Origin of the sequence: Amycolatopsis thermalba, from assembly GCF_003385215.1 — a bacterium.
Classification (GTDB): domain Bacteria; phylum Actinomycetota; class Actinomycetes; order Mycobacteriales; family Pseudonocardiaceae; genus Amycolatopsis_E; species Amycolatopsis_E thermalba.
This window is the reverse complement of the sequence record NZ_PQHW01000008.1, coordinates 14,655-39,032: the sequence shown is the minus strand read 5'-3', so window position 1 is coordinate 39,032 and position 24,378 is coordinate 14,655. Positions and strand designations below refer to the sequence as shown.

The 24,378-nt window shown below is 70.6% G+C and carries 22 protein-coding genes and 1 pseudogene; 12 read left to right on the top strand and 11 right to left on the bottom strand.

Annotated elements, in window-relative coordinates:
* The first annotated feature begins 80 nt into the window (after positions 1 to 80).
* Positions 81 to 1,514 carry an MBOAT family O-acyltransferase gene (locus D0D15_RS05545; protein WP_094005678.1) on the top strand — a complete coding sequence of 478 codons (1,434 nt, stop codon included), beginning with the start codon at positions 81 to 83 and terminating at the stop codon, positions 1,512 to 1,514.
* 174 nt (positions 1,515 to 1,688) lie between these two features.
* Positions 1,689 to 2,467: pseudogene (locus tag D0D15_RS05540) on the top strand (transposase family protein).
* A 128-nt stretch (positions 2,468 to 2,595) separates the two neighbouring features.
* Here D0D15_RS05540 and D0D15_RS05535 read toward each other — a convergent pair.
* The 7 genes from D0D15_RS05535 to D0D15_RS05505 are packed head-to-tail and all read right to left on the bottom strand — an operon-like array spanning position 2,596 to position 9,104.
* Entirely contained in the window at positions 2,596 to 3,087 is a 492-nt protein-coding gene (locus D0D15_RS05535) for a GNAT family N-acetyltransferase (protein ID WP_162830503.1), read from the bottom strand.
* Positions 3,088 to 3,124: 37 nt separating this feature from the next.
* Complete coding sequence (locus D0D15_RS05530) at positions 3,125 to 3,775, bottom strand: class II aldolase/adducin family protein (RefSeq protein ID WP_094005668.1); 651 nt, start codon at positions 3,773 to 3,775, stop codon at positions 3,125 to 3,127.
* Positions 3,772 to 5,220, bottom strand: coding sequence for an FGGY-family carbohydrate kinase (locus D0D15_RS05525; RefSeq protein WP_094005667.1), 1,449 nt, complete (start codon positions 5,218 to 5,220; stop codon positions 3,772 to 3,774). Before D0D15_RS05525 ends, D0D15_RS05530 begins: the two co-directional genes overlap by 4 nt.
* Positions 5,217 to 6,248, bottom strand: coding sequence for a 2-hydroxyacid dehydrogenase (locus D0D15_RS05520; RefSeq protein WP_115944285.1), 1,032 nt, complete (start codon positions 6,246 to 6,248; stop codon positions 5,217 to 5,219). The genes D0D15_RS05525 and D0D15_RS05520 overlap by 4 nt, the downstream gene beginning before the upstream one ends.
* 29 nt (positions 6,249 to 6,277) lie before the next feature.
* A complete protein-coding gene (locus tag D0D15_RS05515) occupies positions 6,278 to 6,742 on the bottom strand; it encodes a ribose-5-phosphate isomerase (protein WP_094005665.1) in 465 nt (154 codons plus the stop codon).
* Positions 6,742 to 8,430 (bottom strand): dihydroxyacetone kinase subunit DhaL, encoded by a 1,689-nt coding sequence (dhaL, locus tag D0D15_RS05510; RefSeq protein WP_115944284.1) that lies wholly within the window; start codon positions 8,428 to 8,430, stop codon positions 6,742 to 6,744. Before dhaL ends, D0D15_RS05515 begins: the two co-directional genes overlap by 1 nt.
* A complete protein-coding gene (locus D0D15_RS05505) occupies positions 8,427 to 9,104 on the bottom strand; it encodes an HAD family hydrolase (RefSeq protein ID WP_094005663.1) in 678 nt (225 codons plus the stop codon). The genes dhaL and D0D15_RS05505 overlap by 4 nt, the downstream gene beginning before the upstream one ends.
* Positions 9,105 to 9,172: 68 nt before the next feature.
* Here D0D15_RS05505 and D0D15_RS05500 point away from each other — a divergent pair, with 68 nt between their 5' ends.
* The 4 genes from D0D15_RS05500 to D0D15_RS05485 all read left to right on the top strand — a co-directional run bounded on the left by D0D15_RS05500 (position 9,173) and on the right by D0D15_RS05485 (position 13,365).
* Positions 9,173 to 9,778 carry a histidine phosphatase family protein gene (locus D0D15_RS05500; protein ID WP_094005662.1) on the top strand — a complete coding sequence of 202 codons (606 nt, stop codon included), beginning with the start codon at positions 9,173 to 9,175 and terminating at the stop codon, positions 9,776 to 9,778.
* A 9-nt stretch (positions 9,779 to 9,787) separates the two neighbouring features.
* Complete coding sequence (locus tag D0D15_RS05495) at positions 9,788 to 10,576, top strand: DeoR/GlpR family DNA-binding transcription regulator (protein WP_094005661.1); 789 nt, start codon at positions 9,788 to 9,790, stop codon at positions 10,574 to 10,576.
* 72 nt (positions 10,577 to 10,648) lie between these two features.
* Entirely contained in the window at positions 10,649 to 11,980 is a 1,332-nt protein-coding gene (locus D0D15_RS05490; protein ID WP_198958234.1) for an MFS transporter, read from the top strand.
* A complete protein-coding gene (locus D0D15_RS05485) occupies positions 11,977 to 13,365 on the top strand; it encodes an FGGY-family carbohydrate kinase (protein WP_094005660.1) in 1,389 nt (462 codons plus the stop codon). Before D0D15_RS05490 ends, D0D15_RS05485 begins: the two co-directional genes overlap by 4 nt.
* Before the next feature lie 687 nt (positions 13,366 to 14,052).
* Here D0D15_RS05485 and D0D15_RS05480 read toward each other — a convergent pair.
* Positions 14,053 to 15,111 carry a coiled-coil domain-containing protein gene (locus tag D0D15_RS05480; protein WP_233157281.1) on the bottom strand — a complete coding sequence of 353 codons (1,059 nt, stop codon included), beginning with the start codon at positions 15,109 to 15,111 and terminating at the stop codon, positions 14,053 to 14,055.
* A 135-nt stretch (positions 15,112 to 15,246) separates the two neighbouring features.
* Between D0D15_RS05480 and D0D15_RS05475 the strand changes: the two genes are divergently transcribed.
* The 3 genes from D0D15_RS05475 to D0D15_RS05465 are packed head-to-tail and all read left to right on the top strand — an operon-like array spanning position 15,247 to position 19,071.
* A complete protein-coding gene (locus tag D0D15_RS05475; RefSeq protein ID WP_094005658.1) occupies positions 15,247 to 16,479 on the top strand; it encodes a DUF445 domain-containing protein in 1,233 nt (410 codons plus the stop codon).
* Between the two features lie 33 nt (positions 16,480 to 16,512).
* Positions 16,513 to 17,736: a DUF445 family protein gene (locus D0D15_RS05470; RefSeq protein ID WP_094005657.1), complete on the top strand. Its 1,224-nt coding sequence runs from the start codon at positions 16,513 to 16,515 to the stop codon at positions 17,734 to 17,736.
* A 21-nt stretch (positions 17,737 to 17,757) separates the two neighbouring features.
* Positions 17,758 to 19,071 (top strand): alginate O-acetyltransferase AlgX-related protein, encoded by a 1,314-nt coding sequence (locus D0D15_RS05465; RefSeq protein WP_167481458.1) that lies wholly within the window; start codon positions 17,758 to 17,760, stop codon positions 19,069 to 19,071.
* Here the strand turns inward: D0D15_RS05465 and D0D15_RS05460 are convergent.
* Genes D0D15_RS05460 through D0D15_RS05450 form a run of 3 tightly spaced genes read right to left on the bottom strand, consistent with a single transcriptional unit; the run spans position 19,028 to position 21,628 of the window.
* Positions 19,028 to 19,909 carry a metal ABC transporter permease gene (locus D0D15_RS05460; RefSeq protein WP_094005655.1) on the bottom strand — a complete coding sequence of 294 codons (882 nt, stop codon included), beginning with the start codon at positions 19,907 to 19,909 and terminating at the stop codon, positions 19,028 to 19,030. The genes D0D15_RS05465 and D0D15_RS05460 overlap by 44 nt on opposite strands.
* Before the next feature lie 22 nt (positions 19,910 to 19,931).
* Entirely contained in the window at positions 19,932 to 20,726 is a 795-nt protein-coding gene (locus tag D0D15_RS05455) for a metal ABC transporter ATP-binding protein (RefSeq protein WP_094005654.1), read from the bottom strand.
* Positions 20,723 to 21,628: a metal ABC transporter solute-binding protein, Zn/Mn family gene (locus D0D15_RS05450; RefSeq protein ID WP_094005653.1), complete on the bottom strand. Its 906-nt coding sequence runs from the start codon at positions 21,626 to 21,628 to the stop codon at positions 20,723 to 20,725. The genes D0D15_RS05455 and D0D15_RS05450 overlap by 4 nt, the downstream gene beginning before the upstream one ends.
* Before the next feature lie 196 nt (positions 21,629 to 21,824).
* Between D0D15_RS05450 and D0D15_RS05445 the strand changes: the two genes are divergently transcribed.
* The 3 genes from D0D15_RS05445 (at position 21,825) to D0D15_RS05435 (ending at position 24,377) form a co-directional block, all read left to right on the top strand.
* Positions 21,825 to 22,925, top strand: coding sequence for a LacI family DNA-binding transcriptional regulator (locus tag D0D15_RS05445; RefSeq protein ID WP_094005652.1), 1,101 nt, complete (start codon positions 21,825 to 21,827; stop codon positions 22,923 to 22,925).
* Between the two features lie 68 nt (positions 22,926 to 22,993).
* Positions 22,994 to 23,482: a beta-class carbonic anhydrase gene (locus tag D0D15_RS05440; protein WP_094005651.1), complete on the top strand. Its 489-nt coding sequence runs from the start codon at positions 22,994 to 22,996 to the stop codon at positions 23,480 to 23,482.
* 16 nt (positions 23,483 to 23,498) lie between these two features.
* Complete coding sequence (locus D0D15_RS05435; RefSeq protein ID WP_094005650.1) at positions 23,499 to 24,377, top strand: HhH-GPD family protein; 879 nt, start codon at positions 23,499 to 23,501, stop codon at positions 24,375 to 24,377.
* Position 24,378 lies beyond the last annotated feature (1 nt).

The following is a 24,378-nucleotide window of genomic DNA, read 5'->3' as shown; positions in this document are numbered from 1 at the left end:
GGTGAGTTTCACTCCTTCGGGCCAACCTCGTCGGTTAAGGTCAGTGCGCTGATCCGGTTGCACAGGGGGACCCCAGGTCGATGTCGTTCGCTTCACCGCTGTTCCTCTGGTACTTCCTGCCGGCGACGCTGCTCGCCGTGCTGGTGCTGCCGAGGAGCTGGCGGAACGGCATCATCGCGGTCGCCAGCCTGATCTTCTACGCCAGCGGCGCGGGCGCGTTCACCCTCCTGCTGCTGGCCTGCATGGTGGTCAACTTCGCGGCGGGCACCGCCCTCGAACCGAACGCGTGGGAACCCCGCTCGAGCCGCAAACGCTTGCTGCTGATCGCGGTCATCTGCTTCGACGTCGGCATCCTGGTGGTCTGGAAGTACGCCGGGTTCGCCACGCAGCAGATCGACTACTTCACCCAGCTCTTCGGCGGTTCGTTCCCGGTGGCGCAGCTCGCGTTGCCGATCGGCATCTCGTTCTTCACGTTCCACCACATCTCCTACGTCGTCGACATCTACCGCGGGGAACGGCGGGCGCTGCGGAACCCGGTGTCGTTCGTGACCTACATCGCGATGTTCCCGCAGCTCGTCGCCGGGCCGATCGTGCGGTACCGGGAGATCGCGGACCAGCTGCCGCAGCAGCGGTCGCACCGGCTGGACGACATCGCCGCCGGCTTCCCGCGGTTCGCGCTCGGTCTGTGCAAGAAGGCGATCATCGCGGACTCGCTGAGCCCGATGGTCGAGGCGTGCTTCGCGACCTCCGCCGAGGACATGACGTTCGCGATCGCGTGGCTCGGCGCGGTCGGGTACACGCTGCAGCTGTACTTCGACTTCTCCGGCTACTCCGACATGGCGATCGGGCTGGGCCGGATGCTCGGGTTCCGGCTGCCGGAGAACTTCGCGCGGCCGTACTCGTCGGTGACGGTGACGGAGTTCTGGCGGCGCTGGCACATGTCGCTGAGCCGCTGGTTCCGCGACTACGTCTACATCCCGCTCGGCGGCAACCGCGCCGGCGCGGCGAAGACGTACCGGAACCTGTGCATCGTGTTCGTGCTGACGGGCTTCTGGCACGGCGCGAACTGGACGTTCGTGGTGTGGGGCTGCTACCACGGGCTGCTGCTGATCATCGAGCGCCGGTTCGGCTGGGACCGGACGCCGCCGGCGGTGGCGGCGCGGGTCGGACGGCGGATCCTGACGCTGGTGCTCGTCGTGTTCGGGTGGGTGTTCTTCAAGTCCGCCGACATCGGGCACGCGTTCACCATGATCGGCCACATGCTGGTCCCCGATTTCGACGGCCTGACGGACGTCGTCGAGGCGGCGCTGACGAACCAGCGGGTGGTCATCCTGATCGCGGCGCTGGCGATCTTCGCGCTGCCGGCCCACCCGGTGACCGGCCCGCTGCTGGAGTCCGCCCGAACCCGCGGCGCCGTGGGGCTGCGCATCGGCGTGATGACGGTGGGCGCACTGTACGCGGCGATCCTGGTGGCGAACGGGACGTTCAGCCCGTTCCTGTACTACCAGTTCTGACTGGCGCGCACTTGCTCGAGGGCGCTCCGGTACTCGTGCACGCCGAATCGGCCACGGCTTGACCAGTGCTGCTTCTCCGGGGCAACGCCACGTTGCCCAGTAACACCGGTGCTAAGGGATGTCTCGTAACCCGGTGCCGGGCTAGCTGATCCGGTAGTTGATCATGATGCTGTGGTGCGGGTGATCACAGCGTCGCGGCCGGAGTGGATTGGCCCGTTCACCGGGCTGGAGCCGGCCCAGTTCCGCACGCTCGTGCGGCTGGTCTCCAAGCGAGGCGGGGACGGAATCGCGGACGGCCGACCAGGCCGACAGTGGGCGTTGCCGCTGGCCGACCGCGTTCTGCTGGTGGCGACCTACTGGCGGACGAACCTGACGATGCGCCAGATCGGGCCGCTGTTCGGCGTGTCGCATTCCGCGGCTCATCGGGTGATCGACACGGTCGGACCGCTGCTGGCGCTGGCCCCGGTCCGCAAACGCCGGATCGATGCGGTCGCGATCGTGGACGGCACCCTCGTCCCGACCCGCGATCACCGGCTGGCCACGCCGTCGAAGAACTACCGGTACTCCACCAACGTGCAGGTCGCGATCGACCCCGAGACCCGGCTGGTGATCGCCACCGGCGACCCGCAACCAGGCAGCCGCAACGACTGCACTGCCTACCGCGACTCCGGCATCGCCGAGCAACTCGCCGACCGGCCGATCATTGCCGATGGCGGCTACCAAGGAAACCCCGAGGTCGTCATGCCCTACCGCAAACCCCGCGACGGCAGCGACCTCCCGCACTGGAAGGAACATCTCAACACCGTCCACCGCAAGGTCCGCGCCCGCGTCGACATGTCCTTTCCCGGATAAAGAACTTCAAAATCCTGCGAGACTACCGCCGCGCCGCAAGCACGCTCGCCGACACCGTCTCCGGAATCGCGAACCTCCACAACATCATCCTCACAGCCTGACCCAACCACTAGCCCCACCAACCACAACACCAGTTACGAGACAGCCCTTAGGGGATGCCGTGCCCGAGCGGATCATGTTCGTGCAGCTGAAGACCGGCTTCCACACCCCTGCCGGGGCAGGAGGACGGTTAACGCTGTCCGCGTGTGGTGCGGAACGTGCGGAATCCCCGGCGGTGGTAGTTCGGCAGGGCGTGTGGGTGATCCAGGTCCGAGGTGTGCAGCCAGACGCGGCGGACGTCCGGGCCGCACTGCCACGCCTGCTCGATCGCCAGGGTCAGGGCGTACCCGCCGATGCCCTTGCCCACGTACTCCGGCACCAGGCCGAACGTGGTGATCTCGACTTCGCCGTCGCCGTGGGATTGGTAGTCCGCCAGGCCGGCGACTTCGCTCAGGTAGCGGATCAGCACGCACTGCCGTCCCTCGCGGGCCAGGTACGACGCCCAGTCGTCGTCGGACCAGCGGGAGCTGGGCCAGTTGTACGGCTTCCCGATCCGCACGGTCGTCGGGCGGACCAGCGGGGAGTCGGCGGGCACGTGCTCGGCCGACACCCCCGGCACGGGCGGCGCCGGGCGCAGGTCGGCGGGGCTGGACATCTCGAGATGGGTGACGATTTCCTCCACCCGGCCCAGGATGCCGTCCGCGCCCGCGTCGCGCGAGCTATTTCTGCCCGTACCCCCGCAACTTCTCGACCACGTGGGCGATCTCCTCGGACGGCAACAACCGCGGGCTGCCGGCCGAACGAGCCAGCAGCCACACCTGACACAGCCACTCCAGCTGCTCGGCACGGCTGTAGGCGGCCGCCAGACCGTCACCGTAGGTGATCGTGCCGTGGTTGCCCAGCAGACAGCCCCGGCGGCCTTCCAAGGCGGCGAGCATCGACTCCGCCAGCTCCTCCGTGCCGTACGTCGCGTACCGGGCGACCCGCGCGGACGGGCCGATCGCCGCCAGCATGTAGTGCACCGCGGGCACCTCGTCGACCAAAGTGGACACCGCGGTCGCGTGCACCGAGTGCGTGTGCACGATCCCGGTGATCGGCGCGCCGTCCGGATCGGTCGCCTTCGTGTACACCGACAGGTGCATCGGCATCTCGCTGGTGGGCCGCAGCTTGCCCTCCACAATGGCCCCGTCGAGCGACACCACCGGGATGTCCTCCGGTGTCAGCACGCCGTAGTCCACCCCGGTGGGCGTCATCGCGATCAGCTCGCCCGAGCGGGCGGAGATGTTGCCCGAGGTGCCCACCACGAGCCCGTCGGCGGTCAACCGCCGCGCGTACTCGCACACCGCTCGCCGTTCGTCGGCCAGGATCACAGTCGCCACAACCCTCGCGCGGCGGTCAGCGAAGCCTGGTAGTCCGCGTAACCGCCCTGGTAGAACTCGACATTTTCGGGCACCGGCGACACGGTCCGCGAGCTGCTCGCCCACAGCTCCGCGTCGTACGGCTGGTTCAGCGCCTCGGCCGCGACCAGGACGGCACCCCGCGCCCCGACGCCCGGATCGCTCGGGATCACGATCGGGCGGCCGAGCACGTCGGCGAAGATCTGCGTCCACTCGGCGGAGCGCACCCCGCCGCCGCACGCGTACAACCGGCCGGATAGCCCGGCGGCTTCAAAGCAGTGCCGCGCCGCGTACGCGATCGACTCGCACAACGCGCGCACCATGTCCGCCCGCCCGTGCTCCAGGCTCAGCCCGGCGAACTGCGCCCGCGCGGACGCGTCGACGAACGGCGCCCGCTCCCCGGACGCGGACAGGAACGGCAGCGCCCGCACCCCGGCGGCACCGGGCGGGCTCTGCGCGAGCAGCGACCCGATCTGGGTGACCTCGATGCCCAGCAGACGGCAGATCCAGTCGATGCTCGCGGTGCCCACCATCGCCGGCATCGCGTGCAGGTATTCGCCGGGCGTGGGCGTGGACAGGAACATCCCGGCCGGCTCGCCCTCGCCGTCGAACTCGGCGTTGTCGGTGAGCACCTGGCAGGCCAGGGTGGTGCCCGCGGTGAGGATGCCGTCACCCGGCGCCCGCACACCCGCGCCGATCGCGCTGGCCGGCAGGTCGAACGGGCCGGCGGTGACCGGCAGCCCCTCGGACAGCCCGAGGAGTTCGGCGCCGCGGCGGTTCAGCGCGAACACGGCCTTCGGCGGCGCCGGTTCGGCCAGCAGACTACGCCGGTGGGACAACCCGACGGCGGCGATGGCGTCCTCGTCGTAGCGGCGCGTCTTCGGGTCGAGGAACGGCAGGGACGCGTCGGAGACGTCGACCGTGATCTCACCGGTCAGCCGCTGCACCACGGCGTCGACGCAGTACCCGGCCACGGCGGCCCGGTCCAGCACCTCGGGCTCGTGGGTGTCCAGATAGGACAGGATGGCGGCCGCGCAGCCGGGGAACATGCCCGAGCCGGTGCGCCGGAACACCTCCCGGGAAACGCCGTCGGCCTGCCACTTCGCGAGCAGCGCGTTGGCCCGGCCGTCGAGCCACGAGATGGCCGGGCGCACCGCGTTGCCGTCCTCGTCACGGAGCCACACGCCATCGCCCTGGCCGGTCAGCGCGAGCGCGGTGACCGGGGCGTCCAGCTTCGCCGCGACCTCGCGCACGACGGTCGCGACCGTGCCGACGACCTGGTCGAGGTCCTGCTCGACCCGGCCGCCGGACAGGTGGTGCACCTCGGACGGCGTGCAGGCCTGGTGCAGCGACACCCCGGCCTCGTCGAAGACGACGGCCTTCGTCAGTGAAGTACCGATGTCGACGCCGATGATCATCGGAGCACATCCGGGTTGGCGACGTTGGCCAGCTTCTCCCCACGGGCGTAGCGGCCCACCTCGGCGGCGACGATCCGCGCGGCTCGCTCCGCGGTCTGGCGGCTGGCACCCGCCAGGTGCGGCGTCGCGATGACGTTCGGCGCGTCACGCAGGGCCCAGTCCGCGGGCGGCGGTTCGACGTCGTAGACGTCCAGCGCCAGGGCACCCAGCCGGCCGGACTTCAGCAGGCCGGGCAGCGGCGCGTAGTCCAGCAGCCCGCCGCGGGCGGAGTTGACCAGCACCGCGCCTTCGGGCAGCAGGGCCAGGCGCTCGGCGTTGATCAGGTGGCGGGTCTCGTCGGTCAGCCGGGCGTGCAGGCTGACCACCGCGCTGCGCCGCAGCAGGTCGTCCAGCTCGACCAGCTCGGCCCCGTCCGCGGCGATCTGCTCCGGCTTGGCGTAGGGGTCGGCGACCAGCACCTTCGAGCCGAACGCGACCAGCACCTTGGCCACCCGCGAGCCGATGGCGCCGTAGCCGACCAGGCCGACCGTGGTGCCCTCCAGCTCGAGGCCGGCGTTCGGGTAGGCGTAGTAGTCGCCGCGCCAGGTGCCGCCGAGCAGCTCGGCCGACGAGGTCGAGATGCGGCGCATGGCGGCGAGGATCATGCCGATCGCGAACTCGGCCGCGGCCGTCGCGTTGCGGCCCGGCGCGTACGTGACGGCGACGCCGGCCTCGGTCGCGGCGGCGAGGTCGACGTTCACCGGCCCGCCCCGGCACACCGACACCAGCTTCAGCTCGGGCGCGGCGGCGAACACCTTCTTCGTGAACGGCGCCATCTGGGTGACCGCGACCTCGGCCCCCGCCAGCGCCTCGATGACCTGCTCCTCGGTGCCACTCGCCTCGTGCACCCCGCCGACCGGCCCGAACGGCTCGACCGGCCAGGGCAGCGACAGCTCGCTGAACTCGACCTCGGTGGCCAGCTCGGCCCGGACCGCGTTGGCCAGCAGGTTGTTGCCGACGAACTCGTCTCCCGCGCAGAGAACGCGCACTTCTGGCTCCTCCTTGAACCCGCCGGGCCTCAGCTGGCCGCGTGGACCTGTTCGTATTCGGTGATGTGCGCGACCTTGGCCGCGCTGGGCGAACCCGGGTCGAACGTGTAGCCCAGCCACTCCGTGACGATCTTCTTCGCCAGCTCGGCTCCGATGACCCGGGCACCGAAGGTGATGATCTGGCAGTTGTTCGACTTCACGGACCGCTCGGCCGAGTATGAATCGTGGGCGACCGTGGCGCGCACCCCAGGCACCTTGTTGGCCGAGATCGCCACGCCGATGCCGGTTCCGCAGACCAGGACACCCCGGTCGGCCTCGCCGTTCGCGATCTTCTCCGCGGCCGCCAGGCCGAAGATCGGGTAGGCGCGGTCGTCGTCCGGGCTGTCCGCGCCCAGGTCGATCACCTCGGTGACCCGCTCGTCCTTCCGCAGCAGGTCCCGCACCTCGTTCTTCAGCAGCACGCCGGCGTTGTCCGCGGCCACCACGACCCGCATCAGTTCCCCTCCTTGCTCAGAGCTTCCCCGATCGCCGTGACGATCAGGGCGAACGAGGTCGCGCCGGGGTCGGCGTGCCCCTTGCTGCGCTGCGCCAGCCGGGCCGCGCGCCCCTTGGCGGGCACCAGGTTCGCGGTCTCCTCGGCGGCGAGCGTGGCCGCCTGCGCGGCCTTGCGCCACGCGTCCGGCAGCGCGGCACCGGCTTCGGCCTGCTTGCGCAGCGCCTGCCGGAACGGTTCGATCGCGTCGAGCATGGTCTTCTCGCCCAGCTCGGCCTTGCCCAGCTCGGTGAACGCCCGCACCGCGCCGTCCACGGCATCGGCGACCACCGCCGTCGTGATCTCGTCCACCCGCAGCCCGGCGCTGGTCTCGGCGAGCAGCACGCCGTACAGCGCACCGGAAGCCCCGCCGGCGGCGTCGGCGAGCGCGGTCCCGGCGGCCAGCAGCGTGTCGGCCACCGACGACCCGGCGGCCGCGCGCGCGGCCGAGACGGCGGCCCGCATCCCGCGGGTCATGCCCAGGCCGTGGTCACCGTCCGCCGCGACCGCGTCCAGACGGCCCAGCTCCGGCTCGTTCTCCTCGATGCTGCGCATGGCCGCGGTCAGCAGGCGGTCGACGACCTCGACGCCCGCGCCCTCCGGCCGGTCCAGTTGCTTGTCCACGGTGGACGACAGCTCGACCGGCTCCAGGATCGCGCCGCCGCTGCGGTAGCCCGGGGTGTCGCACGGCGCGCCGTACAGCTCGGCCAGCTCGTCGTCCAGCACCAGCACCGACAACGAGACGCCGGCCATGTCCAGCGACGTGACGAACTCGCCGACCTCGGTGTGCACCGGGGTCAGCCCGGCGGCGGTGAGACGCTCGTGGATCCGGGTGTAGGTCACGAACATCTCTTCGTACTTGGTCCGGCCCAGGCCGTTCACCAGCACCGCGACCCGGCCGTCGCCCCGCGGCAGCTCGGGCAGCAGGCCGTCGACCAGCTCGTCGGCCAGCTCCGCCGCGCCGAGACGGCCCACGGTCCGCACCCCCGGCTCGCCGTGGATGCCCAGCCCCAGCTCCATCTCGGACTCGCCGACGGTGAACAGCGGCTGATCGGCCCCCGGCAGCGTGCAGCCGCCGAACGCCACGCCGAACGTGCGGGTGTTCGCGTTGGCCTTGACCGCCGCCGCGTACACCGCGTCCAGGTCGTCCCCGCGCTCGGCCGCGGCACCCGCGACCTTGAAGACGATGAAGTCGCCGGCCACCCCGCGGCGCTTCTCCGGCGCGTCGGCCGGGCCGCTGGCGATGTCGTCGGTGATCAGGATGGTGCGGCTCTCGATGCCCTCCGCGGCCAGCCGGCGCGCGGCGAGGCCGAAGTGCAGGACGTCACCGGCGTAGTTGCCGTAGGCGAACAGCACCCCCGCGCCCCCCTCGGCGGCGCGGGCGGTGCGGTAGACCTGCTCGGCGCTCGGGCTGGTGAACACGTCACCGACCACCGCCGCGTCGGCCAGGCCGGGCCCGACGAGCCCGGCGAACGCCGGGTAGTGGCCGCAGCCGCCGCCGATGATCACGGCGACCTTGCCCTGGCGGGGCACGTTCCGGCCGAGCACGCCGTAGGCGTCCGGCACCTTGCGCACCTCGCGGCCGTAGGCGGTGACGAAGCCGTCCAGCCAGTCCCGCTTGAACGTCTCGGCTGTTCCCAGCGTGGTCATGAGCGCACCAGCTCTCCGGTGAGGTAGGCGAGCAGCAGCTTCCGGACGTCGTGGTTGGACTCGGCGATCCGCGCGGCCAGCTCCAGCGCGTCCGGCTTGGGCGGGTAGGTCGGGTTGGGCAGGGCGATGACGGTGAGCCCGGCGGCCGCGGCGGCGCGGATGCCGTTGCTGGAGTCCTCGACCCCCAGGCACTCCTCGCCGCGGAAGCCGAGCCGGGACGCGGCCTCGGCGTAGACGTCCGGGCTGGGCTTGCCGCGCGGCACCTCGGCACTGGACACCGTCGCCGAGAACTCGCCGGTCAGCCCGTGCGTCTCCAGCACCGCGTCGATGACCCGGCGGGCGGCGGAGGACGCGAGCGCGACCGGAACCCGGGCGGCCACATCGCGCACCATCGCGTCGGCGCCGTCGAGCAGCGGGGCCTCGCCGTTCGCGATCGACCGGATCATCCCGTCGACCACGGCCTTCTCGACCTGCTCCGGGCTCTCCGGGGTCCCGCTGCGCTCCGCCAGGTACGCGGCCCACTCGGGCGCGCTCATGCCCTGGACCGTGGCGGTGTCGGCGGCCGTCCACTCGACACCGTGGGCGGCCGCGTAGGCGACCCAGTTCTCCTCCCAGAGGTGTTCACTCTCGACCAGGACACCGTCGAGGTCGAACACCACCGCGGCGAAACCCATGCAACAACCCCTTTCACGCCGTTGGTGTTAAATTAACACCGCTGCCGAGATTTGTCACGGGAGGTCTGATGGGAACCCGGTTGCTGCTGGTCCGCCACGGCGAGACCGAATGGCACGCGGAGAACCGCTACGCGGGCACCAGCGAGGTGGGCCTCACCGAGCGCGGGAGGCGCCAGGCCGAGCGGCTCGCCGCACACCTGGCGGCGGCGGAAGAGCAGGTCACCGCCCTCTACCGCTCGCCGCAGGGCCGGGCGCGGGTGACCGCGGAGCCGTCCGCGCGGGCGCTCGGACTCGAGCCGGTCGTGGTCGAGGAGCTGCGCGAGGTGCACTTCGGGATCGCCGAGGGCCGGGTGCTGTCCGAGCTGGACCCGCAGGTCGTGGCCGCGTTCCGGGCCGATCCGGTGGCCGGCGCGTTCCCCGGGGCCGAGCCCACGGCCGACGCCGCACGCCGCGGGGCGGCGGCTCTGCGGGCCATCGCCGCGCGGGAGGACGGCGGCCGCGTGCTGGTCGTCGCGCACAACACCCTGATCAGGGTCACCCTGTGCGAGCTGCTCGGCATCCCGGTCCGCGACTACCGCCGGGTGTTCCCGCGACTGGAGAACGCGGCGATCACCGAGATCGGGATCGACGGCGACGCGACGAGCCTGCGGCGCTTCAACCTGCCCACGTCCTAGCCTGGTCGCGTGGAAGACAAGTCCAGCGGGAGCGCCCGCTCTCGTAACATCCGGCAGCAGCGCATCACCGACTACGTCGTGAAGAAGGGCCAGGCCTCCGCCGCGGAGCTGGCCGAGCTGACCGGCGTGAGCGTGATGACGGTGCACCGCGACTTGGACGAACTGGCCCGGCGCGGTCTGCTGCGCAAGTACCGCGGTGGGGTCTCGGCCCAGCCCTCGACGGTCTTCGAGAGCAACACCGAGTACCGGCTCAACGCCCACGTCGAGGCCAAGGCGGCGATCGCCAGGGAGGCGCTGTCCCTGGTCGAGCCCGGCATGTCGATCCTGCTCGACGACTCCACCACCGCGCTCGCGCTGGCCAGGCTGCTGCACCAGGTCACCCCGCTCACCGTGGCGACGAACTACCTGCGCATCATCGAGGTGCTCAAGCACATCGACGACCTGCGCCTGATCGGCCTCGGCGGCGACTACTCCGCCACCCACGACTCGTTCCTCGGCATGCCCTGCCTGGAGGCCGTCGAGCGGCTTACGGTGGACGCGACGTTCGTGTCGACCTCGGCGATGAACTCGGAGATGACCTTCCACCAGGAGCCCGAGATCGTCATGGTCAAGCGGGCGATGCTGGCCAGCGCCGAGATCCGGGTGCTGCTCATGGACTCCAGCAAGATGCCGCGCACCGCGCTGCACCGGCTGGCCGAGATCGAGGACTTCCACCACCTCGTGGTCGACTCCGGGGTCTCCGGCTACCTGCTGAACGAGCTACAGGACCAGACGAACGTGGCCGTCGCCGAGGTCTGATCGCATCACACCCTTGCGTGTTAATTTCACGTGCTCCATGATAACTTGAGTTCGAGACTCATGGAGGGCGTGATGACGCAGACGGCAACATCGAGGTTGTCCCAGCCGGACAGGGGGTTCCGGGGGCTTCTCACCAGGTGGGGGCTGCCGGCCCCGCTGTTCCTCGGCTATGTCGGCCTGTTGCTGTTCATGGTCGGCGACGGCGTGGAGTCCGGGTTCATCGCCCCGTTCATGGCCGACCACGGCGCCGGCACCGAAATTCACGCGTCCTATGTGATCACCGCATACGGCGTGGCCGTGATGCTCGCGTCCTGGCTGTCCGGCGCGTTGTCGGAGCTGTGGGGACCGCGCCGGGTCATGTGGATCGGCCTGGCGATCTGGCTCGTGTTCGACGTGCTGTTCCTCGCCGTGGCGGTGCCGAGCGAGAACTACCCGCTGATGCTGATCACCTACGGCATCCGCGGCTTCGGCTACCCGATGTTCGCGTTCGGGTTCCTGGTGTGGATCACCGCGGTCGCGCCGGTCGCCCGGCTCGGCGCCGCGGTCGGCTGGTTCTACTTCGCGTTCACCGGCGGCCTGCCCACGCTCGGCTCGCTGGTCGCGAGCTTCACCAACCCGGTGCTCGGCCACTACGGCACGCTGTGGCTGTCCGTCGGCATCCTCGCCGCCGGTGGCTTGCTGTGCGTCCTCGGCGTGCGCGAGCGGACCGGTTTCACGCGGCTCGCCCCGGAGGGCGTCAAGCCCGTGCAGAGCCTGGTGTCCAGCGTGTCGATCGCGTGGAAGAACCCGCGGGTGGGCGTCGGCATGATCGTGCGGATCATCAACACCGCGCCGGAGTTCGGCATGCTGGTGTTCTTCCCGACGATCTTCGCCGACCAGATCGGGTTCGGCGAGGGCCGGTGGCTGCTGCTGGTGTCGGTCATCTACGGCACGAACATCTTCTTCAACCTGATCTTCGGCGTGGCCTCGGACAAGATCGGCTGGCAGCGGACCATCTTCTGGTTCGGCGCGATCGGCTGCGCGATCTCGATCCTGCTGCTGTACTTCGTTCCGACGGCCCTGGGCGCGGACTACTACTGGGTGGCCCTGCTGGTCGGCGCGCTCTACGGTGCGACGCTGGCCGGGTTCGTGCCGATCTCGGCGCTGCTGCCGTCGCTCGCGCCGGAGAACAAGGGTGGTGCGATGGCGTTGCTGAACCTCGGCGCCGGTGCCGCGGCGTTCGTCGGGCCCGCGATCGTGTCGCTGTTCCTCGGTCCGGCCGGCGCGGCGGGCGTGGTGATCATCTTCGCGGCGCTCTACATCGTGGCGGCGGTGCTGACCCGGTTCCTGAAGCTGCCGGAGACCACGCGGAAGGCGATCGACGAGGACGTCAGCCTGCAGGACGTGACGGTGGCTCGCCCGTGACGGTTGTCGGTGTCGATGTCGCGACCGCGGGGGTGCGTGCCTTCGCGGTCGGCGACGACGGTTCGGTGCGGGCAACGGCTTCGGCGCCGCTGCCCGCCCCGGTCCGGGACGAGTCCGGCCGCAGCGAACAGGACGCGCGGTCGTGGTGGCCCGCGGTCGAGGCGGTGCTGTGCCGGGTGACCGCAGAGGCCGGGCCGGTGCGGGCGGTCGCGGTGTCGGCCACGTCGGGCACGATCGTCGCGGTCGACGACCGGGGTGAGCCGCTCGGCCCGGCCCTGATGTACGACGACCGTCGCGGCGCGGACGACAACGCGAAGGCGGCGGCGGTGGGCGCGCAGCGGTGGCGCGAGCTGGGGATGAGCGTGTCCCCGACCGCGGCGCTGGGCCGGATCAACTGGTTGCGGCGTGCCTTTCCCGGCGCGGCCGGGGTCCGGCACACGCCGGATCTGATCGGTGAGAAGCTCCTCGGCCGCCCGGTGGCGACCGACTCCTCGCATGCCCTGAAGAGCGGGTACGACCCGTTGCGCGAGGAGTGGGCGGCCGAGGTGTTCGACTTCGGGGTGGACTGGCTCCCCGAGGTCGTGCGGCCGACGACCGTGCTGGGCGAGCTGCCTCGCGCGGTCGCCGGCCTGCCCCAGGGGTGCCTGGTGGTGGCCGGCATGACCGACGGTTGCGCCGGCCAGCTGGCGACGGGTGCGGTGACGCCGGGCCGTTTCGTGGGCATCCTGGGCACGACGTACGTGTTGAAGGGGGTCACCGAGCAGCTGGTGCGAGACCCCTCGGGCGCGATGTACAGCCACCGGCACCCGGACGGCTGGTGGCTGCCGGGCGGCGCGTCGAACACCGGCGGCGAGGCGGTGGCCGGCGTGCCCAACCTCGCTCAGCTCGACGAGGCGGCGGCGCGACTGGGCCCGGCGCGCGTGGTGGCTTACCCGTTGAAGCGAGCCGGAGAGCGCTTCCCGTTCGTCACCCCGGACGCGCGGGGCTTCGTGCTGGGCGAGCCACGGGACGAGGTGGAACTGCACCGCGCGCGGCTGGAAGGCGTGGCGTTCGTCGAGCGGTTGGCGTTGGAGCGGTTGCGGGAGCTGGGGGTGCCGGTGAGCGGCCCCTTGGTCGCTGCCGGTGGGGGCAGCCGAAGTCCCTTGTGGACACGCATCCGGGCGACGGTCAACGGGATGGACTTGCGGATCTCCCCCCAGGCCGAGACGGGCTACGGGGCAGCAATGCTCGCGGCGGCCGCGGTACTGCCGGGAGGACTGACCGAGGCCGCGGAGATGATCAGCGGAGAGGAAACGCTGATCGAGCCAGACCCGGCGGAACGGGATGCGCTGGAAGAGAATTACGAGCGGTTCAAGGGGGAATTGCTTAGCAGAGGGTGGATTTGAGGTAGGGGAAGAGGGGCCGGCGGGGGAAGAAGCGCCGGCGGCGAAACAGGGGCTGACGGAGCAGCAGAGGTCGGCGAGGGAAGAGTTTTTAGCGAATGGGCCGACCAACCTGCACGACCGGCGGCCGGCAACGCAACAGCACCGACTACCCCAACCAGACCTCCCCCGCCCCCGATCCACAGCCGATCTTTGGTCGCCGACCAGGCGTGTCAAGGTACTCTTTCCCGCCTTGACACGCCTGCTCGGCGACCGAAACACAATCAGGCATCGGGGGCGGGGGTGGTCGTAAGGTGACCGTTCGGCGCCGTAGGCGCCCTGGTTTTACCGCCCGGAGGGCGGGCTCTTCGCCTGCCTAACGTCACCTCTAAAGATCAAAAGATGTCCTCGCCGGACGGGCAGGCTCCGGGATGACGGGGGACCGTTGTCGGCTCACCTTGGGCAGGTGGTCGCTGTGTGGTCATCCCGTCGCCTTCCGGTTTGTGTGTATCACTTTGAGCCAGGCCCGCAAGGTTGCGTACCCGGCCGCCGGAGAGAGCGTGGGTTGCGGGCCTGGCTCAAAGTGATCGTCAGGTGTCAGGCGACGGGATGACCACCCAGCTCGGGTTTGTTCAAAAAGCCTGGCGCGCGCGCCGAAGAAAAAAAGCGCTGGCGCGCACAGCGCGCCAGCGCTTTCAGCTGAAAAAATCCTCAGGCGACGGGGGTGCGGTCGTCGGCTGGGACTAGGGTTTCCAGTGCTTCCTGCAGGGCCGAGTGGGTGGCCGTGAGGCGCTCGGTGACCTCGCGGCGGAACTCGAACGCCTCGGTGCGCGCCTGCTGCGCCTCGGACAGCTGGCGCTCCGCGTCGGCGACCAGGGTGCTCGCCCGGGTCTCCGCCTCGGACGTCTGCTTGGCCAGACGCGACTCCGTCTCGGCGGTGATCTTCGCCAGGCGGGTCTCCGTCTCCTCGGTGTCCTTGGCGATCTTCGCCTCGGTCTCGGCGACCAGCTTCGCCAGGCGCTCCTCGGTCTCCCGGGTGTCCTTCGCCAGTCGCTCCTCGACCTCCTTGGTCTTCTGGGCCAGCGCGGTCTCGACCTCTTCGGTCTTGCGCGCGAGCGCCGTCTCGACCTCGTCGGTCTTGCGGGCCAGCGCCTCGGCGGTCTCCCGCTCGGCCTTGGCACGCGCGTCGGCGGCTTCGGCGTCCAGGCGGGCCCGCTCCTCGGCGGCCTCCTCGTTCAGGCGCGCGATCTCGGCGCGGCCCTGCTCCATGAGGTTCTCGTGCTCGGTGGTGAGCGCGGTGTGCCGCTCCTGGAACTCCAGCTCGAGGTCGTCGCGCCGCTTGGCCAGCTCGGCCTCGCGCTCGGCGACCATCTTGTCGGCCGCCTTGCGGGTGTCCAGGTCGTACTTGTCGGCCGCGGCGCGGATGTCGTCGGCCTGCGCTTCGGCGCGGTTCTTGAGCTCGGCGATCTCCTCTTCGGCGAGCGTCATCATCGTGCGCACGCGCTCGGTCATCGTGGCGGCGCTCGACGGGTCGCTCGCCATCCGCGACAGCGCCTGCTTGGCCTCGCTCAGCTCCTGCTGGGCGTAGGACAGGGCACGGGTCAGCTCGGCGACCGAGGACAGGGCCTCGTCACGGGAGACGGACGTCTCCTTCAGCTCGGCGGTCAGCTGGGCGAACTTCTCGTCCACCGGCGGTCGGTCGTAGCCGCGGAACACGAGCGGGAACAGGGGATTGCCAGCGATGGGATCTTGGGACTCGGCAGGAGGCATGCGGGCACCTTAGTGCTATTGGACCTGGGTTTCCATACTTTCGGGTGACACATTATCGAAGATCAACTGAATCCGGTCCGCGCCTCCCCCGGAACGGCTGGGATACGGTTCGGCGGGAGTCGCGAGGAGGGGCCGGTGCAACTGCAGGAGATCGTGGCCGACCTGGCCGAACACTGGCCGCTCTACGTGTCGATGCCGTTCATCGCGGCGCTCATCGGCTACGTGACCAAGCGCGTCGCGATCGAGATGATGTTCCGGCCGATCGAGTTCGTCGGGATCAAACCGTTCCTCGGGTGGCAGGGCGTCCTGCCGGCCAACGCCGAACGCATGGCAGCCACCGCCACCGACATGCTCACCAGCAACCTCGTCGACCCGAAGGAGATCTTCGCCCGGCTCGACCCCGACCAGCTCGCCAAGGAAATCGAGCAGCCCCTCCTGCAGGTGGTCGAGGAGATCACCGAGGAGGTCATGGAGCAGTACCAGCCGCGGCTGTGGGAGGCCCTGCCCACCGGCGCCAAGGAACTGCTGCTGCGCCGCGTCCAGGCCGAGGCCCCCAAGGTGATCGCGAAGATCATGCGGGAGCTGTCGGACAACATCGAGGACGTCCTCGACCTCAAGAACATGGTCATCACCAACCTGGTGCGTGACAAGAGCCTGCTCAACCGTCTCATCCGGGACATCTCCCGCCCCGAGATGCGGTTCATCGCGAACTCCGGCCTGGTGTTCGGCTTCGCCCTCGGGTGCGTCCAGCTCGTCGTCTGGGCGCTGACCAAGTCGCCGATCGTGATGCCGCTGTTCGGCCTCGGCATCGGCTGGTTCACCGACTGGCTCGCCCTCAAGATGATCTTCCTGCCGCGCGAGCCGCGCGAGTTCTTCGGCCTCTACACCTGGCAGGGCGTGTTCCAGAAACGCCGCGACCAGGTGGCCGCCGACTACGGCGACATGATCGCCCGCGAGATCATCACCATCCCGAACCTCCTGGAGGCCATCCTCAAGGGCCCGAAGGCCGACCGGCTGTTCCACCTGATCGGCCGCGAGGTGCAGCGGACCATCGACGCGCAGGCCGGCGTCGTGAAACCGCTCGTCGCGGCCGCGGTGGGCACCCGCAAGTGGCAGGAGATGAAGCAGGCCGCCGCGCTCAAGGCCGCCGAGCGGGTGCCGGACACCATCCGGTACGCCGAGGAGTACGCGGTCAACGCCCTGGACGTGCGGAACACGATCGTCGACCGGATGCGCCAGCTGTCCCCGATGGAGTTCGAGGAGCTGCTGCGGCCCGCGTTCCGGCAGGACGAGTGGAAGCTGATCGCCGTGGGTGCGATCATCGGCGGGCTCGTGGGCGAGCTTCAGGCGATCCTGCTCCTCCACTAATCTCGCGGCCAGGATTTCCGAGGGGGTGGCCGGATGGACGCGGTGCTGGCCGACTTCGCGCAGCACTGGCCGCTCTACACCGCGATCCCGTTCATCGCCGCCCTCATCGGTTACGTCACCAAGCGCGTGGCCATCGAGATGATGTTCCGCCCGCTGGACTTCGTCGGCATCCGCCCGATCTTCGGCTGGCAGGGCGTGGTGCCCAAGCACGGCGGCCGGATGGCGGCGATCGCCACCGACCTGCTCACCAAGAACCTGATCGACCTGGGCGAGGTGATCGGCCGGATCCAGCCCGACCGGCTGGTGCGGGAGATCGAACAGCCGCTGCTGCGCGCGATCGACGCCCTGGCCCGCGACGTGCTCGCCCGGCACCACCCGCGGCTGTGGGAGTCGCTGCCGCCGATGGCGCAGGACCTGATCGTCAAGCAGCTGCAGGCCGGCTCGCCGAAGCTGGTGCGGGAGCTGCTGGAGGAGATCCGCACCAACCTCGACGGCGTGCTCGACGTCAAGCACATGACGGTCGAACGGCTCACCCGCGACCGCGCCCTGCTGGTGCGGCTCATCCGGGAGACGTCCCGGCCGGAAATGGCGTTCATCGCCCGCTGCGGCATCTACTTCGGGTTCGTCCTGGGCGTCGTGCAGGCGGTGGTGTGGGCGCTGACGAAGAACCCGTGGGTGCTGCCCGCCTTCGGCGGGGCCATCGGGCTGTTCACCGACTGGCTCGCCATCAAGATGATCTTCCTGCCGCGCCGCCCGGTGAAGATCGGGCCGATCACGCTGCAGGGCAAGTTCCAGCGCCGCAAGGCCGAGGTGGCCCGCCAGTACGGCGAGATCATCGCCCGCGAGGTGCTGACCGTCCCCAACCTCCTCGACGAGCTGCTCACCGGCCCGCGCGCCGACCGGCTCGCCGCGCTCGTGCGGCGCGTGGTGGCACGGGCCGTCGACGAGCAGGTCGGCCTGATCCGGCCGCTGGTGTCCGCGACCGTCGGCGGGGAGCGGCTGCGTGAGATGACCGAGACCGCGGCCGCCGGCGCGCTCGCGCAGATGCCGTACCTGCTGCGCAGCGCCGAGCCGTACCTGGTGGAGGCGATGGACCTGGCGAACCTGGTCGAACGGCGGATGCTCGCGCTCACGCCCGAGGACTACGAGAACCTGCTGCGCCCGGCGTTCCGCCAGGAGGAGTGGAAGCTGATCGCGGTCGGCGGTGTGATCGGGTTCGTGGTCGGCGAGTTGCAGGTTCTGCTGATGCTGCACTAGGTGAACCGTTACCGTGGCCGCGTGGCGCACGAACCGCAGCAGCTCCCCGCGGTGCACGAGGCGTGGCTGCCCCGCGAGCACTCCCTGCACCGGCCCCGGCACGGCGGCCGGCAGCTCACCGCGTTGATCAGCGCGATCGTGTTCTTCACGACCCCAGCGCTGCTGTGGGTGTTCGGCGCCCGCCCCGCCGAGATCGAGAACCGGCACCTGGCGAGCTTCCCCAGCATCGGCGACGGCTGGGCGTTCTTCACCAGCCTGCCCGGCTGGGCCACCGACCAGCTCACCTTCCGCGGCGCCGCGATCGACGCCGCGGACTGGGTCAGCCGCACCTTCTTCGGCGAGACCCCGCCACGCGACCAGGCGGGCACCACCGAAACCGGTCCCCTGCCCGGCAGCCCGCCGCCGACGCAGACGCAGGGCGAAACCGACCAGCCCACCACCTCGGGCCCGCTCGACCAGGCCGGCTACCGGCAGGTGATCGAGGGCCGCAACGGCTGGCTGTACTTCGGCTACGACGCCGAGGCCAAGTGCTCCCCGGTCCGGATGCTGTCCGACACGCTGGAGCGGATGGGCCGGCTGCGCACGATGATCGAGGCGTCCGGCCGCAAGTTCGTGTGGGTCGTGGCGCCGGACAAATCCACCATGGTCCCGGAGAACCTGCCGTCCAGCTACCCGGGCCGGGAGTGCCACCGGGCCGCGGAGGCGCCCACCTGGCAGCAGATCGACGCGGCCGGCGCCGTGGACCTGCGGCCGGCGCTGACGGCGGAGGCGCGGCGCGTCAACCGGCCGGTCTACCCGTCCAACGACACGCACTGGACCGACGAGGGCTCGCTGGCGATGACCCGCGCGGTCGCCGAGGCCGTGCAGCCCGGCATCACCGCGACCTGGCAGAGCAAGCAGATCGGCACCTACACCGTGGCCGCGGACCTGCCGCCGCTGCTGGGCAAGAAGGCCGACAAGACGAACGTGCTCTACGACCTGCGCCCGGACGGCATCGTCGACCGGGCCGGGCAGACCATCACCGACATCGAGACACCGTCCTACCGGTTCGCCTCACCGATGTCCTCGACGGTGAACCAGAAGACCCTGTTCTACGGCGACTCGTTCACCAAGGCGTCCTCGCGCTACCTGGCGGCCGGGTTCGCGAACCTGACGATGCTCGCCTACTTCACCCCGAAGACGAGCCGGGACCAGGCGATCGGGATGTTCGTCAACTCGGACGTGATCGTGCTGGAGACCGTGGAGCGCAACGTCTCCAGCGGTCAGCTGCCGTTCCTGACCGACGAGTTCCTCACGGCGCTGCAGGCGCAACTGCAGCAGCATCCGATTCGGTGACGCGGGCGGCCCGGTCGCGCAGGTAGGCGATCAGGCGGCAGACCAGGTAGATCGTGAACGCGATCGCGGTGACGAACGCGCTCACCGGCGCGCCCGGCGCGAGCGACAGGACGATGCCGCCCAGCGCGGCCGTCTCGGCGAACACGACGGCCAGCACGGTCGCCTTCCACGGGCTCGCGGTGAGCCGCACGGCCGCGGCGGCCGGGGTGACCATCATGGCGACCACCAGCAGCGCGCCGACGATCTGCACGCCGAGCGCCGTCGCGACGCCGACCAGCACGGCGAACACGACGGACAGCGTCCGCGCCGGGACTCCGCGCGCGGCCGCGACGTGCGGGTCGACGCTGGCGAACAGCAGCGGCCGGTAGATCGCCGCGAGGATCAGCAGCACCGCGACTGCAGCGATGACCAGCACGATCAGGTTGGTCGTCTCGATCGACACGATCTGACCGACCAGGATGCCGAACTTGTTGGCCGCGCGGCCCGGGTAGAACCACAGGAACAGCACGCCGAGACCGAGCCCGAAGGACAGGATCGCGCCGATCACCGAGTCGCGATCGGACTCCCGCCCGCCGAGCAGGCCGAGCAGCAGCGCGGCGATCACCGCGCCGGCCAGCGACCCGAACTCGACGCCGACGCCGAGCAGCAGCGCACCGGCCGCGCCGGTGAAGGCCAGTTCGGCGGTGCCGTGCACGGCGAAGGACATCCGCCGGGTCACGATCAGCGGGCCCAGCACTCCGGCGACGAGCCCGAGCACGGCCGCGGCGAGCAGGGCGGTCTGCACGAACGGCAGCCCGAGCAGCTGCGCCGTCAGACCGAAGTCGAAGAGCTTGTCCATGTTCAGCGGGAACCTTCGGTGCTCACGAAACGCGCTCGTCCAGGTGGTGGGGTTCGTCCTCGCAGACCGCGCTGCGGGCACCGGCGACGTGGATCTGGCCGCCGACGCGGACCACCTCCACCCGGGCCCGGTACAGCTCGGACAGCGTCTCGGAGGTCATCACGACCTCCGGCGGGCCGATCCGGAACCGGCCGTCGACCAGGTACAGCACGCGGTCCACGTACGGCAGGATCGGGTTGATCTCGTGGGTCACGAACAGCACCGCGGTACCGGCTTCGCGGCGGCGGGCGTCGATCAGCTCGCTCACCGCGCGCTGGTGCGCGAGGTCCAGCGACAGCAGCGGCTCGTCGCACAGCAGCACGTCCGGCTCGCCGACCAGCGCCTGCGCCACGCGCAGCCGCTGCTGCTCACCGCCGGAGAGCTTCCCGACCGGCTGCTTCGCGTAGGACTGCGCGCCGACCGCCGCGACGGCGGCGGACACCCGCCGCCGTCGCTCGGCCAGTCCACGCAGCCCGGTGCCCCAGCGGTGCCCGTCGAGCCCCAGCCCGACGAGGTCGACCCCGCGCAGCGTCAGCGCCTCGGCCATCGCCCGCTGCTGCGGGACGTACCCGACCGGGTGATCGCTGTTGATGCGCACGCTGCCACGCGAGAGGTGCTGCAGACCGAGCAGCACCTTCAGCAGGCTGGTCTTGCCCGACCCGTTCGGCCCCAGCACGGCGACGAACTCGCCGGGCTCGACCGCGAGGTCCAGACCGGACCACAGCGTGCGCGAACCGAACGCGAGGGTCGCGCCGGAGATCTCGACAGCAGGGCTCAAGAGTTCAGTGCCTTCGCCAGGTCGTCGACTTCGCTGGTCATCCAGGCAATGTAGTCCGTCGTCCCGGCGGGCAGCGTCTCGGTCACGCCCACCACGGGGATGCCGGCGCGGGTCGCCTCGCCGACGACCTGCTCGGTGACCGGGGTGACCGTCTGCTCGTTGTTGATCAGGGCCTTGACCTGCTTGCCGGTGATCATCGAGTTGAACTCGGCCAGCGCGGCCGGCGGTACGTCGGTCTCCTCCTCGATGGCCTCGGAGAACTCCGCCGGGGTGGCGTCGGTGACCTTGGCGGCCTCGATCAGGTAGTGCGCGACCGGCTCGGTGACCAGGACCTTGGTGTCCGGGTGGGCGGTGCCGATCTGCTCGGCCTTGGTGGTGAGCTGGTCGAGCTGGGACTTGAAGTTCGTGGCGTTGGTGGTGAAGGTCTGCGCGGCGTCCGGCTTGATCTGGCCGAGCTGCGCGGCGACCTGGTCGGCGACCTTGGCGACGGTGGCGAAGCTGTACCAGACGTGCTCGTTCTCGTCGCCGGTCGCGCCGATCTCGTAGGCGTTGAGCTTGCGGGCGTTGGCGGCCTGGTCGGCGAGCTTGCCGAAGAAGTCGTCGTAGCCGCCGCCGTTGGCCAGGGTCAGCTGCGCGTTCTGCGCGGCGATGGCGTCCTCGGGGGTGGTCTCGTAGGAGTGCGGGTCGGCGCTCGGGTCGTCGATGATCGAGGTGACCGCGACCTGGTCGCCGCCGACCGCGGACAGCACGCTGCCCCAGACGTTCGTCGAGGCGACCACGTTGATCTTGCCGCCGGAGCCGCCGGTGTCGTCGCTGCCAGTGTTACCCCCACCACAGGCGGTGAGGCCGAGGACGAGGGCCGTCGCGGCGGACGCGAGACCGATCAGGCGGGGGAAACTCATCGCGAGCACTCCTGAAGTACGAGGTGGGAAGCATCGACAGCGCTATTGGAAACGGTTTTCGGGTTCACCTTACCTGAACGGGTGACGATCTCACCGGCTCGGTTACCGCCGCTTGAACGTGACGTTGCGCAGTGGCGCACGCCGCACGGACGGCGTTCGACTTCACGACTCCGTTCTGAACCGTTACGGTTCCCTCATGGGGCGTCCTATGCGCATGAGGCGACAGGCGACGTTGGCGTCGCTCGCCGCGGAGCTCGGCGTGTCTCGGACCACCGTGTCCAACGCCTACAACCGCCCGGACCAGCTGTCACCCGAACTGCGCAAGCGCGTGCTGGAAACCGCCCGCCGCCTCGGATACCCCGGCCCCGACCCGGTGGCGCGGTCGCTGCGCACCCGCAAGGCCGGTGCCGTCGGCCTGCTGCTCACCGAGAACCTGTCCTACGCCTTCCGCGACCCGGCCGCGATCGGCGTGCTGGAGGGGCTCGCGCTGGCGTGCGAGGACGCCGGCGTCGGGCTGCACCTCGTGCCGGCCAGCCCCGGGCGCGACGACGTGGCCGCCGTGCACCGCGCCGGTGTGGACGGTTTCGTCGTGTACTCGGTGCCGGACGACGACCCGCACCTGGGCGCCGTGCTGGCCCGCCCGGTGCCGACGGTGATCATCGACCAGCCGCGCATCGAGGGCGTGGACCGGGTCGGCCCCGACGACACGACGGCCGTCACCGCGCTCGCCGAGCACATCATCCAGCTCGGGCACCGGCAGATCGGCGTGCTGTGCATGCGGCTGGCGCGCGACCGCAACGACGGGTTCGCCTACCTGGACCGGCAGCAGAGCGCGCACTTCCACGTGCAGCGCGCCCGGCTGGAGGCGCTGGCGAAGGCGTTCGCGAAGGTCGGTGTCGACTGGTCGGCCGTGCCGGTGGTGGAGCGGTTCGAGCACACCGTGGACGACGGGGCCGCCGCGGCCCGCCACCTGCTCGACGCGCATCCCCAGGTGACCGCCCTGATCTGCACCTCGGACATCCTCGCGCTCGGCGCGCTGGCCGAGGCGAACCGCCGCGGCCTGCGGGTGCCCGCGGACCTGACGGTGACCGGGTTCGACGGCATCGCGGAGGCGGAGCGCGCCGGCCTGACCACCGTGCACCAGCCGGTGCTGGAGAAGGGCCGCGCGGCGGGCAAGCTGCTGCTGTCCTCCGGGGACCACGTCAAGCCGCGGATCATCACCCTCAACACGCAGCTGCGGATCGGCACGACGTCCGCGCCGCCGCGCACGATGGAGCAGCACTGGTTCGGGCCGTGATCTCTCTCATTGCGGGGTCTTGATGAGTCCGGTGGAATGAAATCCGGACAATCTCCCGGGAGGCATTCTTGACCGCGATCGACACCCTGCTCCAGCGCAACCAGGACCACCCCGAGACCGTGGGCGACCGCTCCAACGCGCGGCCCGGCCTGAAGGTGGCGATCCTGACCTGCATGGACGCCCGCATCCGCGTCGGCGACGTGTTCGGGCTCGGCGAGGGCGAGGTGCACGTCCTGCGCAACGCCGGTGGCGTGGTCACCGACGACGTGATCCGCTCGCTCGCGCTGTCGCAGCGCAAGCTGGGCACCGAAGAGGTGCTGATCATGCAGCACACCGGCTGCGGCGTCTCGTCGGTCACCGAGGACGACTTCAAGGACGAGCTGGAGTCGGAGTGCGGGGTGCGGCCGACGTGGTCGGTCGAGGCGTTCCGCGACGTCGAGGACAGCGTGCGCCGGTCGGTGCGGCGCGTGAAGCGCAGCCCGTACCTGCCGCACGTGGACAAGGTGCGCGGGTTCGTCTACGACGTGACCACCGGCAAGATCTCCGAGGTGGAGTGACCCTTACGCTGGTTCGGTGCCCATCGACTCCGAACTGCTGATCGACTGGTTCGACTCGTGTGCCCGGGACCTGCCGTGGCGGCGGCCGGAGTGCACCGCGTGGGGTGTGCTGGTCAGCGAGATCATGCTGCAGCAGACGCCGGTCGCACGGGTCGAGCCGATCTGGCACGAGTGGCTGGTGCGGTGGCCGGTGCCGTCGGCGCTGGCGGCGGCGAGCCAGGGCGAGGTGCTGCGGGCGTGGGGCAAGCTCGGCTACCCGAGGCGGGCGCTGCGCCTGCACGCGGCGGCCACGGCGATCGCCACCGAGCACGGGGACGTGGTGCCGTCCGATGTGGACACACTGTTGTCGTTGCCCGGCATCGGGGCGTACACGGCGCGGGCGGTGGCGGCGTTCGCGTACGGCAAGCGGGCGCCGGTGGTGGACACGAACGTGCGGCGCGTGGTGGCGCGGGCGGTGCACGGCGCCGGTGACGCGGGCCCGCCGTCGAACACCCGCGACATGGCCGACGTCGAGGTGCTGCTGCCGCGCGACGAGGCCCGGGCGGCGCGGTTCTCGGCGGCCCTGATGGAGCTGGGCGCGGTGGTGTGCACGGCCCGTTCGCCGCGCTGCGCGGACTGCCCGGTGTACGACGACTGCGCCTGGCAAAAGGCCGGCCGCCCGGCGTACCAGGGTCCCGCCAAGGCGACGCAGAAGTACGCCGGGACGGACCGCCACGTGCGCGGCCTGCTGCTGGACGTCCTGCGGGGCACGCCGGAGCCGGTGTGGAAGGCGAGCCTGGACGTGGTCTGGCCGGACACCGGCCAGCGGGACCGCTGCCTGGATTCGCTGCTGGTGGACGGTCTGGTGGAGCAGACGGCGGACGGCCGGTTCGCGCTCCCCGGCGAACATCGGTAGC

Coding starts and splice junctions, on each gene's coding strand:
- D0D15_RS05450 (WP_094005653.1), bottom strand. CDS start 21,628: ATGAGTTTCCCCCGCCTGATCGGTCTCGCGTCCGCCGCGACGGCCCTC.
- D0D15_RS05525 (WP_094005667.1), bottom strand. CDS start 5,220: ATGATCATCGGCGTCGACATCGGTACTTCACTGACGAAGGCCGTCGTC.
- D0D15_RS05460 (WP_094005655.1), bottom strand. CDS start 19,909: ATGGACAAGCTCTTCGACTTCGGTCTGACGGCGCAGCTGCTCGGGCTG.
- D0D15_RS05445 (WP_094005652.1), top strand. CDS start 21,825: ATGGGGCGTCCTATGCGCATGAGGCGACAGGCGACGTTGGCGTCGCTC.
- D0D15_RS05545 (WP_094005678.1), top strand. CDS start 81: ATGTCGTTCGCTTCACCGCTGTTCCTCTGGTACTTCCTGCCGGCGACG.
- D0D15_RS05490 (WP_198958234.1), top strand. CDS start 10,649: ATGACGCAGACGGCAACATCGAGGTTGTCCCAGCCGGACAGGGGGTTC.
- D0D15_RS05500 (WP_094005662.1), top strand. CDS start 9,173: ATGGGAACCCGGTTGCTGCTGGTCCGCCACGGCGAGACCGAATGGCAC.
- D0D15_RS05480 (WP_233157281.1), bottom strand. CDS start 15,111: ATGCCTCCTGCCGAGTCCCAAGATCCCATCGCTGGCAATCCCCTGTTC.
- D0D15_RS05470 (WP_094005657.1), top strand. CDS start 16,513: ATGGACGCGGTGCTGGCCGACTTCGCGCAGCACTGGCCGCTCTACACC.
- dhaL (WP_115944284.1), bottom strand. CDS start 8,430: ATGACCACGCTGGGAACAGCCGAGACGTTCAAGCGGGACTGGCTGGAC.
- D0D15_RS05515 (WP_094005665.1), bottom strand. CDS start 6,742: ATGCGGGTCGTGGTGGCCGCGGACAACGCCGGCGTGCTGCTGAAGAAC.
- D0D15_RS05505 (WP_094005663.1), bottom strand. CDS start 9,104: ATGGGTTTCGCCGCGGTGGTGTTCGACCTCGACGGTGTCCTGGTCGAG.